Annotated in this window: 16 protein-coding genes; 12 read left to right on the top strand and 4 right to left on the bottom strand. The window is 73.2% G+C overall.

Annotated features, from left to right (window positions below; all coding sequences use genetic code 11):
- Positions 1–75 precede the first annotated feature (75 nt).
- From ACFYM0_RS11860 to ACFYM0_RS11850, 3 genes are read left to right on the top strand one after another with little or no spacing between them, the layout of a single operon-like run.
- Positions 76–1,074, top strand: coding sequence for an NADPH:quinone oxidoreductase family protein (locus ACFYM0_RS11860; protein WP_388499649.1), 999 nt, complete (start codon positions 76–78; stop codon positions 1,072–1,074).
- The gene (locus tag ACFYM0_RS11855; protein WP_388499647.1) at positions 1,071–2,264 is read left to right on the top strand and encodes an acyl-CoA dehydrogenase family protein; all 1,194 of its coding nucleotides are present in this window, start codon (positions 1,071–1,073) and stop codon (positions 2,262–2,264) included. Before ACFYM0_RS11860 ends, ACFYM0_RS11855 begins: the two co-directional genes overlap by 4 nt.
- Positions 2,261–3,391 (top strand): acyl-CoA dehydrogenase family protein, encoded by a 1,131-nt coding sequence (locus ACFYM0_RS11850; RefSeq protein WP_388499645.1) that lies wholly within the window; start codon positions 2,261–2,263, stop codon positions 3,389–3,391. The genes ACFYM0_RS11855 and ACFYM0_RS11850 overlap by 4 nt, the downstream gene beginning before the upstream one ends.
- A 22-nt stretch (positions 3,392–3,413) precedes the next feature.
- On the opposite strand, the gene ACFYM0_RS11845 is transcribed toward ACFYM0_RS11850, so the two are convergent.
- A complete protein-coding gene (locus tag ACFYM0_RS11845; protein WP_388499643.1) occupies positions 3,414–4,241 on the bottom strand; it encodes an alpha/beta fold hydrolase in 828 nt (275 codons plus the stop codon).
- A gap of 87 nt (positions 4,242–4,328) precedes the next feature.
- Between ACFYM0_RS11845 and ACFYM0_RS11840 the strand changes: the two genes are divergently transcribed.
- The 5 genes from ACFYM0_RS11840 to ACFYM0_RS11820 all read left to right on the top strand — a co-directional run bounded on the left by ACFYM0_RS11840 (position 4,329) and on the right by ACFYM0_RS11820 (position 7,694).
- The gene (locus ACFYM0_RS11840) at positions 4,329–4,931 is read left to right on the top strand and encodes a sigma-70 family RNA polymerase sigma factor (protein ID WP_388499640.1); all 603 of its coding nucleotides are present in this window, start codon (positions 4,329–4,331) and stop codon (positions 4,929–4,931) included.
- 271 nt (positions 4,932–5,202) lie between these two features.
- A complete protein-coding gene (locus ACFYM0_RS11835) occupies positions 5,203–5,814 on the top strand; it encodes a trimeric intracellular cation channel family protein (RefSeq protein WP_388499637.1) in 612 nt (203 codons plus the stop codon).
- 17 nt (positions 5,815–5,831) lie between these two features.
- A complete protein-coding gene (locus ACFYM0_RS11830; protein WP_388499635.1) occupies positions 5,832–6,365 on the top strand; it encodes a GNAT family N-acetyltransferase in 534 nt (177 codons plus the stop codon).
- Between the two features lie 72 nt (positions 6,366–6,437).
- Positions 6,438–6,824 carry a tyrosinase family oxidase copper chaperone gene (locus ACFYM0_RS11825; protein ID WP_388499632.1) on the top strand — a complete coding sequence of 129 codons (387 nt, stop codon included), beginning with the start codon at positions 6,438–6,440 and terminating at the stop codon, positions 6,822–6,824.
- Positions 6,825–6,830: 6 nt separating this feature from the next.
- Complete coding sequence (locus ACFYM0_RS11820; protein WP_388499630.1) at positions 6,831–7,694, top strand: tyrosinase family protein; 864 nt, start codon at positions 6,831–6,833, stop codon at positions 7,692–7,694.
- Between the two features lie 98 nt (positions 7,695–7,792).
- On the opposite strand, the gene ACFYM0_RS11815 is transcribed toward ACFYM0_RS11820, so the two are convergent.
- On the bottom strand, positions 7,793–8,077 hold the full coding sequence (locus ACFYM0_RS11815) for a chaplin (protein WP_250738105.1): 285 nt from the start codon (positions 8,075–8,077) through the stop codon (positions 7,793–7,795).
- A 135-nt stretch (positions 8,078–8,212) separates the two neighbouring features.
- A complete protein-coding gene (locus tag ACFYM0_RS11810) occupies positions 8,213–8,608 on the bottom strand; it encodes a hypothetical protein (protein WP_388499627.1) in 396 nt (131 codons plus the stop codon).
- A gap of 120 nt (positions 8,609–8,728) precedes the next feature.
- Between ACFYM0_RS11810 and ACFYM0_RS11805 the strand changes: the two genes are divergently transcribed.
- Positions 8,729–10,219 (top strand): carboxylesterase/lipase family protein, encoded by a 1,491-nt coding sequence (locus ACFYM0_RS11805; protein ID WP_388499624.1) that lies wholly within the window; start codon positions 8,729–8,731, stop codon positions 10,217–10,219.
- On the opposite strand, the gene ACFYM0_RS11800 is transcribed toward ACFYM0_RS11805, so the two are convergent.
- Positions 10,197–11,591, bottom strand: coding sequence for an alpha/beta hydrolase-fold protein (locus tag ACFYM0_RS11800; RefSeq protein ID WP_388499621.1), 1,395 nt, complete (start codon positions 11,589–11,591; stop codon positions 10,197–10,199). The genes ACFYM0_RS11805 and ACFYM0_RS11800 overlap by 23 nt on opposite strands.
- 263 nt (positions 11,592–11,854) lie before the next feature.
- Here ACFYM0_RS11800 and ACFYM0_RS11795 point away from each other — a divergent pair, with 263 nt between their 5' ends.
- The 3 genes from ACFYM0_RS11795 to ACFYM0_RS11785 are packed head-to-tail and all read left to right on the top strand — an operon-like array spanning position 11,855 to position 15,102.
- A complete protein-coding gene (locus tag ACFYM0_RS11795; RefSeq protein ID WP_388499618.1) occupies positions 11,855–12,736 on the top strand; it encodes an alkaline phosphatase family protein in 882 nt (293 codons plus the stop codon).
- A gap of 2 nt (positions 12,737–12,738) precedes the next feature.
- Positions 12,739–14,040: an MFS transporter gene (locus ACFYM0_RS11790; protein WP_388499617.1), complete on the top strand. Its 1,302-nt coding sequence runs from the start codon at positions 12,739–12,741 to the stop codon at positions 14,038–14,040.
- 33 nt (positions 14,041–14,073) lie between these two features.
- The gene (locus ACFYM0_RS11785; protein ID WP_388499614.1) at positions 14,074–15,102 is read left to right on the top strand and encodes a TolB-like translocation protein; all 1,029 of its coding nucleotides are present in this window, start codon (positions 14,074–14,076) and stop codon (positions 15,100–15,102) included.
- Positions 15,103–15,172: the final 70 nt, after the last annotated feature.

Raw genomic sequence — 15,172 nt, 5'->3', positions numbered from 1 at the left:
ACTGGTTCCCATGGATGCAAGCGACCGCTTAGTATGCCCGCGAGCGCGGTTCCCGTCGGCGGCTGGAGGCCCCGGATGCAGGCATGGCGAGTACACACACCCGGCGAGCCCCGCGAGGCCATGCGCCTCGAAGAGGTTCCCGAACCGGTACCAGGCGAGGGCGAGGTGAGGCTCAAGGTGCTCGCCGCCAACGTCAACTTCCCCGACGCGCTGCTCGTGCGCGGCCAGTACCAGATCCGCCCGCCGCTCCCCTTCACCCCCGGCGTCGAGATCTGCGGCGAGACCGAGGACGGCCGCCGCGTCATCGCCAACCCGAGCCTGCCGCACGGCGGTTTCGCCGAGTACGTCACCGCTCCCGCGCGCGGCCTGCTCCCCGCCCCGGACACCCTCGACGACGCCGAGGCGGCCGCCCTGCACATCGGCTACCAGACGGGCTGGTTCGGCCTGCACCGCCGGGCCCGGCTCCAGGCCGGCGAGACCCTCCTCGTGCACGCCGCCGCCGGCGGGGTGGGCAGCGCGGCCGTCCAGCTCGGCAAGGCCGCCGGAGCCACCGTCATCGGGGTCGTCGGCGGCAAGGACAAGGCGCGCGTCGCCGAGGAGCTCGGCTGTGATCTCGTCATCGACCGCACCAGCGAGGAACTGGTCGCCCGGGTCAAGGAGTTCACCGGCGGGCGCGGAGCCGACGTCGTCTACGACCCGGTCGGCGGCGAGGCCTACACCGCCTCGGCCAAGTGCGTGGCCTTCGAAGGACGGATCATCGTGGTCGGCTTCGCGAGCGGCACCATCCCCGCGCCCGCGCTGAACCACGCCCTCGTCAAGAACTACGCCATCCTCGGACTCCACTGGGGCCTGTACGCGGCCAAGGACCCGGCCGCGATCGCGGCCTGCCACGCCGAGCTCACCCGGCTCGCCGCCGAGGGCTCCATCAAACCGCTGGTCAGTGAACGGGTACCGCTCGCCGGAGCCGCGGACGCCGTGCAGCGCCTCGCCGACGGGACCACCACCGGCCGGCTGGTCGTCGTACCGGCCCTGGACGCCACGCTGCCCGGCTCCCCCGCAGGGGGCTCCCGATGACGGCCGCCGCGCTCACCGCCGACCAACTGCTCGCCCGCGTAAGGGAACTGCTCGCCGCACACCCGCCGGCCGCCACCGCACGCGGAGCGTTCCTGCGGGCCCGGTTCGACGCCGGACTGGCCTGGGTGCACTATCCCGAAGGCCTCGGCGGACTCGGCGCGCCCCGCTCCCTGCAGGCCGTCGTGGACGCCGAGCTGGAGGCCGCCGGAGCCCCCGACAACGACCCGCGCCGGATCGGCATCGGCCTCGGCATGGCCGCGCCCACGATCCTCGCGTACGGCACCGAGGAGCAGAAGCGGCGCTTCCTGCGTCCGCTGTGGCTCGGCGAGGAAGTGTGGTGCCAGCTCTTCAGCGAGCCCGGCGCCGGCTCCGACCTGGCCGCCCTCGGCACCCGCGCGGTGCGCGAAGGGGAGGAGTGGGTGGTCGACGGCCAGAAGGTGTGGACCTCCAGCGCCCACACCGCCCGCTGGGCCATCCTGATCGCCCGCACCGACCCGGCGCTGCCCAAGCACCAGGGCATCACCTACTTCCTCTGCGACATGACCGCCCCGGGCGTCGAGGTGCGTCCGCTGCGCCAGATCACCGGGGAGGCCGAGTTCAACGAGGTCTTCCTCACCGGCGTCCGGATCCCCGACGCCCACCGCCTCGGCGAGGTGGGCCAGGGCTGGGCCGTGGCCCGCACCACCCTGATGAACGAACGCGTCTCCATCGGCGGCATGCGGATCCCGCGCGAGGGCGGCATGATCGCCCCGGTCGCCGCAGCCTGGCGCGAGCGCCCCGAGCTGCGCACGCACGACCTGCACGGGCGGCTGCTGGAACTGTGGGTCGAGGCCGAGGTGGCCCGGCTGACGGGGGAGCGGCTGCGCCAGCAGCTCGCCCAGGGCCAGCCCGGCCCCGAGGGCTCGGGCATGAAGCTGACCTTCGCCCGCCTCAACCAGGAGATCAGCGGGCTGGAAGTGGAACTCCTCGGCGAGGAAGGCCTGCTGTACGAGGACTGGACCCTGCGCCGCCCCGAGATCGTCGATTTCACCGGCCGTGACGCCGGCTACCGCTACCTCCGCGCCAAGGGCAACAGCATCGAGGGCGGCACCAGCGAAATCCTCCTCAACATCGTCGCCGAACGCGTCCTCGGCCTGCCCGCCGAGCCGCGCGACGACAAGGACCTCGCGTGGAAGGACCTGGCCCGATGAGCTCTCCCGCCGCAGCCCCGCTGGACTTGCTGTACTCCGAGGCGGAGGAGGAACTCCGCACGGCGGTACGGTCCCTGCTCGCCGCCCGCTGCGCCCCCGCGGCCGTCCTCGGCCGGATCGAGGGCGGCAGCCCGCACGACCCCGGTCTGTGGCGGGTGCTCGCCGCCGACATCGGCACGGCGGGGCTCCTCGTACCGGAGAAGCTGGGCGGACAGGGGGCGGGCCACCGGGAGGCGGCCGTGGTCCTGGAGGAGCTGGGGCGGGCCGCGGCGCCGGTTCCGTACCTCACGAGCGCGGTCCTCTCGACGGAGATCCTGCTCGGCTGTGAGAGCGCGGAGTCCGCGGACCTCCTACGGGAGCTCGCGGCCGGCCGCCGCGTCTGCGTGCCCGCGCTGCCGCTGACCCTGGCCCCCGGCGCACCCTTGCCGGCGCCGGTCCGGGACTCCGGCGCGGGGTCGCTGAGCGGGAGCGTGACTTCGGTCGCCGATGCCGTCTGCGCCGACGTGCTGCTGGTCCTCGCCGACACCGGGCTGTACGCGGTCCCGGCCGACGCGGCGGGGGTCTCGCGGACCCCGCTCGTGGCGCTGGACCTGACCCGGCCCCTGGCAGGCGTCACCTTCGGCGGAGCCACCGGAATCCGGCTCGCCGACCCGGCCACCGCCCGCGCCGCCATCGCCGGAGCACTGCTCTCGGGAGCCGGACTGCTCGCCTCGGAACAGCTCGGGACCGCCGAGTGGTGCCTGTCGGAGACGGTCGCGTACCTGCGCACCCGCCACCAGTTCAACCGCCCCCTCGGCTCCTTCCAGGCCCTCAAGCACCGTCTCGCCCGACTGTGGCTCGACGTGGCCTCCGCCCGCGCGGCGGCCCGCGCCGCGGCCGACGCCCTCGCGACCGGCGCCGCCGACGCGCCGCTCACGGTGGCGGTGGCCCAGGCCTACTGCTCCGGCGTGGCGGTCAGGGCCGCAGAGGAGTGCGTGCAACTCCACGGAGGCATCGGCATGACGTGGGAGCACCCCGCGCACCTCCACCTCAAGCGGGCCAAGGCCGACTCCCTGGCCCTGGGCACGGCCGGCCACCACCGGGGCCTGGTCGCGGACTTCGCGGAGCTCCCGGCGCCGACGCCCTAGTGCTGTGACGGCGAGCGGGTCGTCATCCCAGGAACGCCTCGACGGCCGCCGCGAACCCTTCGGCATCGTCGATCCAGGGGTAATGGCCCGCTCCGGGCTGCACCGAGAGGGTGGCGTCGCAGAACAGTTCCGCGAGCTCGGCCGTCGACCGGGGCGGGCTGTTCAGGTCGAACTCCCCGGTGAGCAGCAGGACGGGTGCCCCGAAGGCGCCGAGCGCGGCGCGGGTGGTCTCCGGAGTGAAGGCGCCCTCGGCGCCGAAGTGGGCGACGGCATCCCGGTTGACCGGCCGGCCGGCGGCGTGGTGCTCCCGCGCCGCGCTGTCCCACCGGCCGCAGAAGAAGGGGGTGAGGGCGTCCCAGTCGCTGCCCGTGCCCGCGGAGACGGCCTCCAGGGCGGCGAACGCCGCCGGGAACCAGGGCTCGTCCTCGCGGAGCCGCGCGAGTTCGAGCCGAGTGTCACCGGTGATCTCGATCCCGACGGCCCGGGTGCCGGGGCCGATCAGGGCGAGCTTGCCGAGGGCGCCGGGGTACCGGGCCGCGTACCCCATCGCGACGTTCGCCCCGGCGGAGTGGCCGAGCAGGTCGGTCCGGTCGAGCCCGAGGTGTTCGCGCAGCGCCTCGACGTCCTCGACGAGCCGGTCGCAGCGGTAGGAGGCGGTGTCCTCGGGAACGGCCGAACCGCCCGTGCCGGGCAGGTCGAGGAGGATCAGCCGGCGGTGGCGGGACAGGCCGCCGAGGTCGCCGAGGTACCGGGAGTCCGCAGGGCCTCCGGGGATGCAGAGCAGCGGTTCGCCGTCTCCGGCCGTGTGGTATGCGAGCCGGGTTCCATCGGGTGCGCTAAAGGTGGGCATGGGGGCAGCCTGCCATTCATAACCAGGTTGTACAACCTGGTTATGGGTCCGTCCCGCCGTGGCGCGGTTCCGGTGTATAACCGAGCTATGACAGGTGAAGAGGGTGCGAGCCGGATCCCCGAGTCGCTGACGGAGGAGCAGGCCGGGCGGATGCTCGCGGAGATGAACGAGGTCATCCGCGCGGGCGAGGAGATGCGCAGGCTGCGCACCGAGATGATCAAGGTCTTCGCGGGCTTCGGCTGGACCCAGGACAAGATCGCCCGGCTCACGGCCATGAGCCAGCCCGCCGTGTCCAAGCAGGTGGCGAAGTACAGGGAGCAGGAACCGCTCCCGGCGGTCGGGCTCTCCCTCGACCAGGGCGACGCGCCGTGGCTCGAAGGGCGCCTATGGGGCCTGGCCGAGGAGATCGCCGAGGCGTACCCGGACAGCGCGCGCTGTGCCCGCCAGGTCGATGCGGTCGCCCGGGGGAAGAAGCGGTTCACCCCCCGGGACGTGGACGAGCTGCGACGCCTCGTCGAGGAGGATCTGAGGCTGCACCGCGAGGAGCTGCCCGCCGCCTACCGGGAGGCGTACGACGCGATCAGCCGGGGCCTCGACGTCCCCTCGGGGGCCACCACGGACACCCCGGCCTCCGTGCGCCGCACCCTCGCCCACCGGATCCAGCGCGACCGGCTCGGCGACGGAGCCTGACGGCCCGGTTCACGGCCCGGTTCACGGCCCGGTTCACGGACCGGCACGCGCACCGGTCACGGGCGGGTCGTGACCGGAGTTGCGGGCGGGCCGGAGTCGCGGGCGGGCCGGGGCCCGGGCGGCGCCCGCGCCACCGCCTCGGGCGCACCGCCGCCCGGGCGCGCAGTCGACCTGGACCACCGCCGTCCTGGCCGAACGGCCGATGCGGGCGCCCGGGCGGATCCGGCAACCTCTACGGGTCCCCCCGGTCCCGCCCCTCGAAGGAGGCGCCATGCTGCACGCCCTCTACCTCCTCGGCATCGCCGCCTTCGCGGCCTCCGGCGTCCTCGCCGCGCACCGTGCCAACATGGACCCCTTCGGCGGGCTCGTCCTCGCCTTCGCGGCCAGCATCTCCGGCGGGACCCTGCGCGACCTCATCCTCGACCGGCACCCGCTCTACTGGACGCACGACTGGCTGCTGCTCGTCCTCATCGGGTCCGTCGCCGTCGCCACCATGCTCTACCTGCGCCGCAGGCAGCTTCCGCAGCGCGCGCTCATGGTCGTGGACGCCGTAGGCCTCGCCGTCGTCACCGTGATCGGCGCCCGCGCCGCGATCGACGCGCACGTCACCCCCGTCGCCGTGCTCATCCTGGCCGTCCTGACGGGCGTCACCGGCGAGGTCGTCCGCGACGTGCTCTGCGGAGAGTTCCCGCCGCTGCTCCTGCGCGAAGAGGTGTACGCGACCGCCGCCCTCGCGGGGGCGCTGTCCTACCTCGGCCTGCACTGGGCCGGTGTCCCGGACACCGTCGACATCGTCGTGTCGGCCGGCCTCGTCTTCGCCCTGCGCATGACCGCGATCTTCCGCGATCTGCACCTGCCCCGGCTCCAGCGCACCACCGCCTGATCCTTATCCTCGGTCGGATGAACCCCTCCCTCACCCGGATCGACGACGCCGCCGCCCTGACCGCACACCGCGAGGAGCTCGCCGCGCTGCTCCTCGCCGTCGTGCGCGGGGGCTCCTCGATCGGCTTCCTCGCCGACCTCGAACACCGGGAGGCCGCCGCCTGGTGGGACTCCCTGCTCCCCGCCGTCGAGGAGGGCTCGCTCGCCCTGTGGGTGTCCCGGGGGCCGGACGGCCGGATCGACGGCACCGTCAGCTGGAGCCGGGAGACGAAGCCGAACGGCCGTCACCGCGCCGAGGTCCGCAAGCTGATGGTCCACCCCGACGCCCGCGGCCGCGGCACCGGCCGCGCGCTCCTCGCCGAGGCCGAGTCCGCCGCGGCCCGTGCCGGGGTGGTGCTTTTGTTCCTCGACACCGAGAGCGGCAGCGCGGCCGAGCGGGTGTACCGCGCCGCCGGCTGGACCGAGGCCGGCTCCATCCCCGACTACGCCACCGACCCGGCCGGCCGTCTGGTGGCGACCACCCTCTACTACAAACACACCGAACAGGAGTAGGTGTCCCCGGTGACCTCGCCCGCCGCGCCGCGTTAGACCCGTAGCCACCGGCCACCGAGCGAGGGAGACCGTATGTACGCAGCACCAGGCGCACCACTCACCCGCCGCGCGGTCCTCCGTACCGCCTTCACCGCGGCCGTGTTCGCCGGCACGGCCGCGGCGCTGGCCCCCGTACTGCGCGCGCGCCGTCCCCGGCAGACCCTCACACCGGCTCCGCTGACCCCGGCGGGCGAGGAGACGTACCGCGGCCGGCACATCGCCGTCGACCCGACGGGGACCAGTGTCCGCATCGACGGCCGCGCCCTGCACGTCATGCGCCGCTCCGACGGCACGTACCTGAGCGGGATCAACCACTTCCAGTCCTACGCGACCCCGCTGGAGCTCGCCCGCGCGGCCGTCGACGAACTGGGCACCACCCAGCTGGCGTTCGCCGCCGCGCACCACGGGGGACAGGAGTAGCAGGGCGTGTACATCCGGCAGAACCAGAAGAACCTGACCAGCGCGCAGAAGAAGCGCTTCACGGCGGCCGTGATCGAGCTCAAGCGCAACGGCACCTACGACGCGTTCGTCCGCACCCACGACAAGTACTTCGTTCCCGACCGCGACCGCAAACGGCGCGTCGGGCACATGTCACCGTCCTTCTTCCCCTGGCACCGGCGCTACCTGCTGGAGTTCGAACGCCAGCTACAGAGCGTCGACGCGGGCGTCACCATCCCGTACTGGGACTGGACCACCGACACCAGCCCGGCCTCCTCCCTGTGGGCGGAGGACTTCCTCGGCGGGACCGGCCGGGAGAGCGACCGCCAGGTGATGACCGGCCCGTTCGCCTACAACAAGGGCAACTGGACCGTCACGGTCGGCATCACGGAGGCCGCCTTCCTCACCCGCAACCTGGGCCGGCCGCAGAACCCGATCAGCCTGCCGACCCCGGCCGAGCTGCAGTGGGCGATCGACGACCCGCTGTACGACAGCTCCCCCTGGGACTCGACGGCCGGGCGCGGCGGCTTCCGCAACAAACTGGAGGGCTGGGCCGCCCCGAAGAGCGAGAAGTGGCGCAACCACAACAAGGTGCACCAGTGGATCGGCGGCCACATGACCGGCGGCACGGCCCCCAACGACCCCGCCTTCTGGCTGCACCACGCCTTCGTGGACCTGCTCTGGGACCGCTGGCAGCAGCGGCACCCGGCCTCCGGCTACCTGCCCGCCGCCCCGCTCGCGCTCGGCGACCTCCAGCGCGGCCGGGTGATCGCCCTCGACGAGCCGATGCCGCCGTGGGACGTCACCCCGCGCGAGATGCTCGGACACCAGGGCCTCTACCGCTACGAGTGAGCCCCGGCGGGCCGGCGGGGCCGGCCGGGCACCCCGGCGGCACGACACGAGGAAGGGCCCCCGCCGTACGGCGGGGGCCCTTCGGGTCACCAGGCGATTCAGCCGCCGTAGTTGCCCTCGGTGTGGTGGCCGCCGTCGTGGCCCGACGCGTTGATGCAGGTGTTGCCGAACGCCGGGTTCAGCAGGCCGATCACGTTGACGGTGTTGCCGCAGACGTTGACCGGGACGTGCACCGGAACCTGGAGCAGGTTGCCCGACAGGACACCGGGGGAGCCGACCGCCGCACCGTGCGCTCCGGCATCGGCAGCCGCCAGACCCGCACCGGCGGCCAGGGCGCTACCGGCGGCAGCGGTGATGACGAATGCCTTCGCGATACGCGACATCAAGATCTCCTAGAGAGGAACGTGGGTGCCGCAGGAAACAGAAGTTGCGGCGTTTGACATGGCATACAACGCGGAGAGCGCCCAAGGGTCACGGTCGCTGAGCCGCCGGTGATCTCGGACCACGAGCGCTTCGGCCTACGAGCCGGCCGAGAAGCGGGCGGAGGAGAAGTACCGGGGCACCGGCTTGACCGCGCCCGGTGCCAGCACCTCCACCGGGGTGCCCACGCAGCCCGGCTCCCGGTACAGGGCCACCGAGCGGTTCGTCTTGTTGGTCACCGCCCGCCCGCCGCCGCCGAGGGCCTCCACACAGCCCTTGGGGGAGTCGATGCCGTGCGGGCGGTCGTCCGTGCCCAGGTACTGGAAGGCGGGCCCGACGGCCGTCGGGGTCCCGAGGGCGGCGGTCGGGCCGTCGGCGGCGTACGCGCTGCCGCCGGCCGCCGCTGCGGTGGCCGTGGCCGCCAGCAGCAGGACGGGGACCGATCCGGCCCGGACGAGGCTCCGAATGGTGTGGGGGAGAGACAGGGATCGCATGCCCGCCCAACCCGCCGCGCCCCCGGCGGGGTCACGCCTTGTCACCCCGCGCATGCCTGTGCGACCGTGCGACCGGCGCGGAGCCCCGACACCAGGCGCCCGGACACTTGGAGGACGTTGATGGCCGCAGCGGCGAGCGGGACCCCGGACAGCCCCCGTCCCCGGGTCCGGACCGCCCACGGCGAGGTCGAGGGCAGGACCGGCCCGGGCGGCATCGCCGTCTTCCGGGGCATCCCCTACGCCGCCCCGCCCGTCGGAGCCCTCCGGTTCGCCGCGCCCGAGCCCCCCGAGGCCTGGGACGGCGTACGCGACGCGGGTGCGTACGGCCCCACCGCGCCCAAGGTGCCCTACCCCGAGGCCTTCGCCGCGCTGCTGCCGGATCCCGAGGTCCCCGGGGAGGACTGCCTGAACCTCAACGTGTGGACCCCCGCCCCCCTCGGCGGGGAGACGTCCGGGGCCCGGCTGCCGGTCATGGTGTGGATCCACGGAGGCGCCCTCACCCGGGGCTCCTCGGCCGTGCCCGTCTACGAGGGCTCCGCCTTCGCCCGCGACGGGGTGGTGCTCGTCTCCGTCAACTACCGCCTGGGCGTCCTCGGCTACGGCCTCTTCCCCGACGCCCCCGCCAACCGCGGGCTGCTCGACCAGATCGCCGCCCTGTCCTGGGTACGGGAGAACATCGCGGCCTTCGGCGGCGACCCGGCCCGCGTCACCGTCTTCGGGGAGTCCGCCGGAGCCATCAGCATCGGCGCCCTGCTCGCCGCACCCCGCGCCGCCGGCCTCTTCCAGCGGGCCGTCCTGCAGAGCGGCGCCCCCGAGGTGCTGCCGCGGGACAAGGTGCGCACCATGGTCCGGCGGATGGCCGCGCTGCTCAAGGTGCCGGCCACGGCCGAGGCCTTCGCCGGGGCCGCCCTGCCCGATCTGCTCGCCGCACAGGCGGCCGTACTGCGCCGCTCCTCACCGCTGCTGGGCGGCCCCGCCTTCGGCCTGGTCGCCGACCCGGAGACGCTGCCGCTCGATCCGCTCGAAGCGGCGGCCGCGCGGGGCGACGTAGCGCTGCTGCTGGGCTGGACCGCCGAGGAGTACCGGCTCTGGCTCGCCCCGACCGGGGCGATGCGGCTGTTCGACCGGCTGGGGCCGCTGTCCGTGGCCCTGGGCCGGATCCGGTCCGGAAAGGACCGGGCCGCCGTACGGGCGCTGCGCGCGGAGCGGCCCGGCGCGGGACCGGCCGACCTCCTCGGCCACCTGCTCACCGACCGGCTGCTGCGCGATCCGCTGCGCGCGCTGGCGGGCGCGGCCGGGCGCAGCGCGCCGAGCTTCGTGTACGAGTTCGCCTGGCCGTCCGGGGTCGCCGGCCTCGGGTCCTGCCACGCCCTGGAGCTGGGCTTCGTCTTCGACACCCTGGACGTACCCGAGGCGTCCTGGCTGGCCGGACCGGACGCCCCGCGGGAACTGGCGGGGGAGATGCACGCGGCCTGGGTGCGCTTCGCCGTCGACGGGGACCCGGGCTGGGCGCCCTGGAACGGCGACGGCCCGCCGAAGGTGTTCGGCGGGCCGGGGCGCGAGGAGCCGGTGCGGGTCGGCGCGGCGACTACTCGACGGGTCCTTCCATGACCTTGCTGATGAACTGGATCGGTCCCTCGCCCATGTTGGGCACGTAGGTCTTGGCGTTGTGCTGGCCGCCCTGGATGATCCTCAGGTTGGTGTGGATCGGCCCCTTGCCGTAGTCGGCGATGAACTTCTGCACGTTCGGCAGGGTGTTCTTGTTGCTCTCGTTGGTGCCGACCTGGAAGGCCAGGTAGACGTCCGGGCCGCCCTTCTTGGCGATCAGCGCCTTGGCGAGCAGCTCGGGGTTGTTCTCCGCCTTCTCCTTGTCGTGGCCCTTCCACAGGGAGGAGTCGGGGACGATGTCGGGGCCGGAGCAGATCGCGGCCTTGAACTTCTCCGGGTGCTTCAGCACGGCCTTCAGGCTGGCGAAGCCGCCCGTGGAGGAGCCCATGTAGGCCCAGCCGTCACGGGACTTGATCGTGCGGAAGTTCGCCCGCATCAGGTCCGGGACGTCGTCGGTCAGCCAGGTGCCCATCTTGGGCTGGCCGGGGATGTCGGAGCCGTCCCAGTAGACGCCCTTGTCGTCCGGGCCCGGGTTCAGCACCGGCATGGCCAGGATGAAGGGCTTGCTCTTCCCCTGGGAGTACCACTTGCTGATGCTGCTCTGGAGGCCCAGGTCGGTGCCCATCCAGTAGTTGTTCGGGTAACCGGCCCCACCGGGCAGTGCGATCATGACCGGGAAGCCGCTCTTGGCGAACTTCGGGTCGTTGTACTCCTTGGGCGCCCACACCCAGACCTTGCCCTTGAACCCGGACTTCTTGCCGGTGAGTGTGGTGACGGCGACGTGCGTGCCGTCGGACAGGGTCATCGAGTTCTTGAAGTCGGCCGCCGGGCCGGTGGGCATCGACATCTTCGAGTTCGGCGGCGGGGAGGCGACCGCCGCTCCACCGGTGTCGCCCCCGGCGGGCGGCTGCCCGAAGGAGACGGCCTCGCCCTTGTCGGTGAAGGGCGGTATCTCGTAGTGGTTCATGACCAGCGCCGCGATGCCCGCGAGCGCGAGGACGGAGGCACCCGCGATCACCCACCGCCGGACCCGGGACGGCCGGCGCGGCTCCTCGGACTGCGGCGGGTGCGGCTGCTCGTGGGGCTGCCCGTACTGCTGCTCGTACTGGGGCGCGAACTGCTGGGTGTCCTGCTCCCCGTAGGGCTGCGTGTTCTGCCCGCCGTACGGCCCGCCGGCCTGCTGCCCGTACTGCTGTCCGTAGCGCTGAGACTGCTGTCCGTGAGGCTGCGCGTTCTGCTGCCCGTAGGGCGGCCCGTACTGCTGTGCCTGCTGCTGGCCGTGCTGCTGCCCGTACGCATCGCCGTAGGGCGGTTGCTGCTGGTAGGGCCCTTCCGACCGGTACGGCTGCTGCTGTCCGTCGGGTGAGTGCGACATGTGGGGTTGCTCTCCGGCTGGTGCTGCCCCGTTGGGGCGGAGTGGGACTGCTTTCGATCGAAAGATGAGCGTACGTGCTCGCGGGTTCCCGATTTTTACGTCTCTTGGTGTTCCGAAGGGACGGACGTTGCCCGACGCGAAAACGGCCTGCCGAGTTTCCGTGCTGTTCGCCGAGTATCTCTGGCCCATGCACATGCCGATCGGTACGGTACGTCCGCGCCGCCCCCAGACCACCCTGCCCGGAGGTAATTCCCGTGTTCGGCATGCCCTTTTCACGGTCCCGTCGCAAGACCGCCCTCGCCACCGTCCTCGGCGTCACCGCCGCCGGCGCCGCGCTGTGGGCGGGCATCGGTTCCGCCCAGCCCGCACACGCGGCAGGCCTGCCCGCACCCGACCACATAGTCGTCGTGGTCTTCGAGAACCACGCCTACAGCCAGGTCATCGGCAGCTCCAGCGCCCCGTACATCAACTCCCTCAAGACCGGGGGAGCCAACCTCACCGCCTCCTACGGCATCACGCACCCGAGCCAGCCCAACTACCTCCAGCTCTTCTCGGGCTCCAACCAGGGCGTCACCGGCGACAGCTGCTACACGCCGGCCTTCAGCTCCGCGCCCAACCTGGCCTCCGAGCTGATCGCCGCCGGCAAGACCTGGGCCAGCTACAACGAGGGGCTGCCCAGCGCGGGTTCCACCACCTGCTCCAGCGGCAAGTACGCGCGCAAGCACAACCCCTGGTTCGCCTTCTCCAACGTGCCCACCAACACCGCGAAGACCATGACCCAGTTCCCCACGGACTTCACCACCCTGCCCAAGATGTCCTTCGTCGTCCCGGACCTCTGCAACGACATGCACGACTGCTCCGTCGGCACCGGCGACACCTGGCTCAAGAACAAGGTCAAGGCCTACGCGGACTGGGCCAAGACCCACAACAGCCTGCTCGTCGTCACCTTCGACGAGGACAACCGTCTCGCCGGGAACAAGATCCCGACGGTGTTCTACGGCCAGTCCGTGACCCCCGGCTCCAGCGCCTCCACCACCTACAACCACTACGACGTGCTGCGCACCCTGGAAGGCCTGGCCGGCCTGACCGCCCACGCCGGGAACGCGGCGACCGCCAAGGACATCACGGGGATCTGGACTTCCTGACCATGTACGTTGCGGACAGTCGCGCCACCCCCGCGTCCGCCGTGACCCCCGAGCCGCAGGCCGCCGCCCAGGGCATCCGCCCCGGGCGGCGCGCCGCGCTCGCCCCCACGGTGCTCGCCCTCGGCACGGTCAGCCTCGTCACCGACGTCTCCTCGGAGATGGTCACGGCCGTGCTGCCGCTCTACCTCGTCGCCGGGCTCGGGCTCAGCCCGCTCGGCTTCGGTCTGCTCGACGGCCTCTACAACGGGGTCAGCGCCCTCGTCCGGCTCACCGGCGGCCACCTCGGTGACCGCTTCGGCCGCCACAAGGCGCTCGCCGGCATCGGCTACGGGCTCTCCGCCCTGTGCAAACCGCTGCTGCTGCTCGCCCACACCTTGCCCGCGATCGGCGCCGTCCTCGCCCTGGACCGGACCGGCAAGGGCCTGCGCACCGCCCCGCGCGACGCGCTGATCTCCCTGGCCGCCACACCCGGGGAACGCGGCCGGGCCTTCGGCGTGCACCGGGCCATGGACACCGCCGGCGCGCTGATCGGGCCGATCCTGGCCTTCCTGATCCTGCGCGGCGCCGCCGAGGGCTACGACGCCGTCTTCACCGTCAGTGCCTGCGTGGCCGCGCTCGGCGTCCTCGTCCTGGTGCTCTTCGTCCCCGGGCGTACCGCCCCGGGTCCCGCCGTCTCGGGGGCAGCCGCCCCGGGTCCCGCCGTCTCGCTGCGCGCCTCCTTCGGCCTGCTAGGCCGCCCCGACCTGCGCCGGATCGGCCTGTGCGCGCTGCTCCTGGGTCTGTGCACCGTCAGCGACGCCTTCGTCTTCCTGCTGATCCAGGACACCACCGGCCTCGCCGACCGCTGGTTCGCCCTGCTGCCGCTGGGCACCGCCGCCGCGTTCTTCCTGCTCGCGCTGCCGCTCGGCCGGCTCGCCGACCGGATCGGCCGCCGGTCCGTGTTCCTCGGTGGTCACCTCGCCCTGCTCGCCGCGTACGGGATCCTCCTCGCCGGAGGCCACCATCCGGCGCTGCCGTACGCCGTCCTCCTGCTGCACGGCGGCTTCTACGCCGCCACCGACGGGGTGCTGATGGCCGCGGCCGCCGGAGCCGTCCCCGAGGAGCAGCGCGGCGGCGGCCTCGCCCTCGTCCAGACCGGGCAGGCCCTCGCCCGGTTCGCGGCCTCGCTGGGCTTCGGCGCCGCCTGGACGTGCTGGGGCGCCCGCCCCGCGCTGGCCGCGGCCGCCGTACTGCTGGCCGGAGCGCTCGCGCTCTGCGTCCGGCTGTGGTCGGGAGCCGCCGCGCCGGACACCGCACCCGCCTGACCCCGCCCCCCCGCCGCCCGAGAAAGGCCCCCCATGCCCCTCCAACGCCGGATCCTGATCCTCGTCTCCGCCGTCGTCCTGCTCGCCGCCATCGGCGCGCTCGCGATCGTACGAGCCTCCTCGCGCGCCGAGGAGAAGAACCAGGAGCAGGCCGGCGGGCCGCCGATCACGCCCGGCGAGGTCTCCCTCTCCCCGGGCGACGGCGGCCGGCGGATCGTGTTCCGGAACATGGCCTGGGGCCCCCACCGCGACGAGCTCGCCACCGCGGCGGCGGGAGCGCCCGAAGGCCCGCGTACCGCCTCCGGGGTCAGCTGCCTGCGCTTCCACGCCGCCGCCGGCACCGGGGTCTGCCTCCAGGCCGACAAGCGCGGGATGCAGGACGCCTACAAGGCGGTGGTCCTCGACGCCCGGCTGAAGGAGGTCGACTCACGCCCGCTGGCCGGCATCCCGACCCGGGCCCGGGTCTCGCCCGGCGGCCACCTCGTCGCCTGGACGGTCTTCGTGGGCGGGGACTCGTACGCCGGTACGAACTTCTCGACCCGGACCTCGCTGCTGGACCTGCGCAGCGGGACGTACGACGCCTCGCTGGAGGAGTTCACCATCCACAAGGACGGCAAGACGTACCGCAACGCGGACGTCAACTTCTGGGGGGTCACCTTCGCCGCCGACGAGCGCACCTTCTACGCGACGCTCGCCACCGGCGGCCGGACCCACCTGGTCCGCGGCGACCTCGCGGCACGCACGGTGACCACACTGCGCGAGAACCTGGAATGCCCGTCCCTGTCGCCCGACGGGACCCGGCTGGTGTTCAAGAAGCGGGTGCCGGGCCTGTCCCCGGACGCGCCGTGGCGCCTCCACGTCCTGGACCTCGCCACGATGACCGAGGCCCCGCTCGCCGAGGAGCGCAGCGTGGACGATCAGGTGGTGTGGACCGACGACAGGACCGTCGTCTACTCGCTGCCCGGGGACTTCGGCGCGGACCTGTACTCCCTGCCCGCCGACGGCGGCGGGACCCCGGCCCGGCTGATGACCTCGGCCCTCGCCCCCGCCTTCCTCGGCTGACACCGGGAAGACGGAGGCGGGGCAGGGGCAGGGGCAGGGGCAGGCCCGGAGCGGGATCGGGAGCCGGGCG

This window comes from Streptomyces sp. NPDC006487, from assembly GCF_042870555.1.
GTDB lineage: Bacteria > Actinomycetota > Actinomycetes > Streptomycetales > Streptomycetaceae > Streptomyces.
The sequence above is the reverse complement of the archived record's forward strand: the minus strand, read 5'-3'. Positions and strand labels throughout refer to the sequence as shown.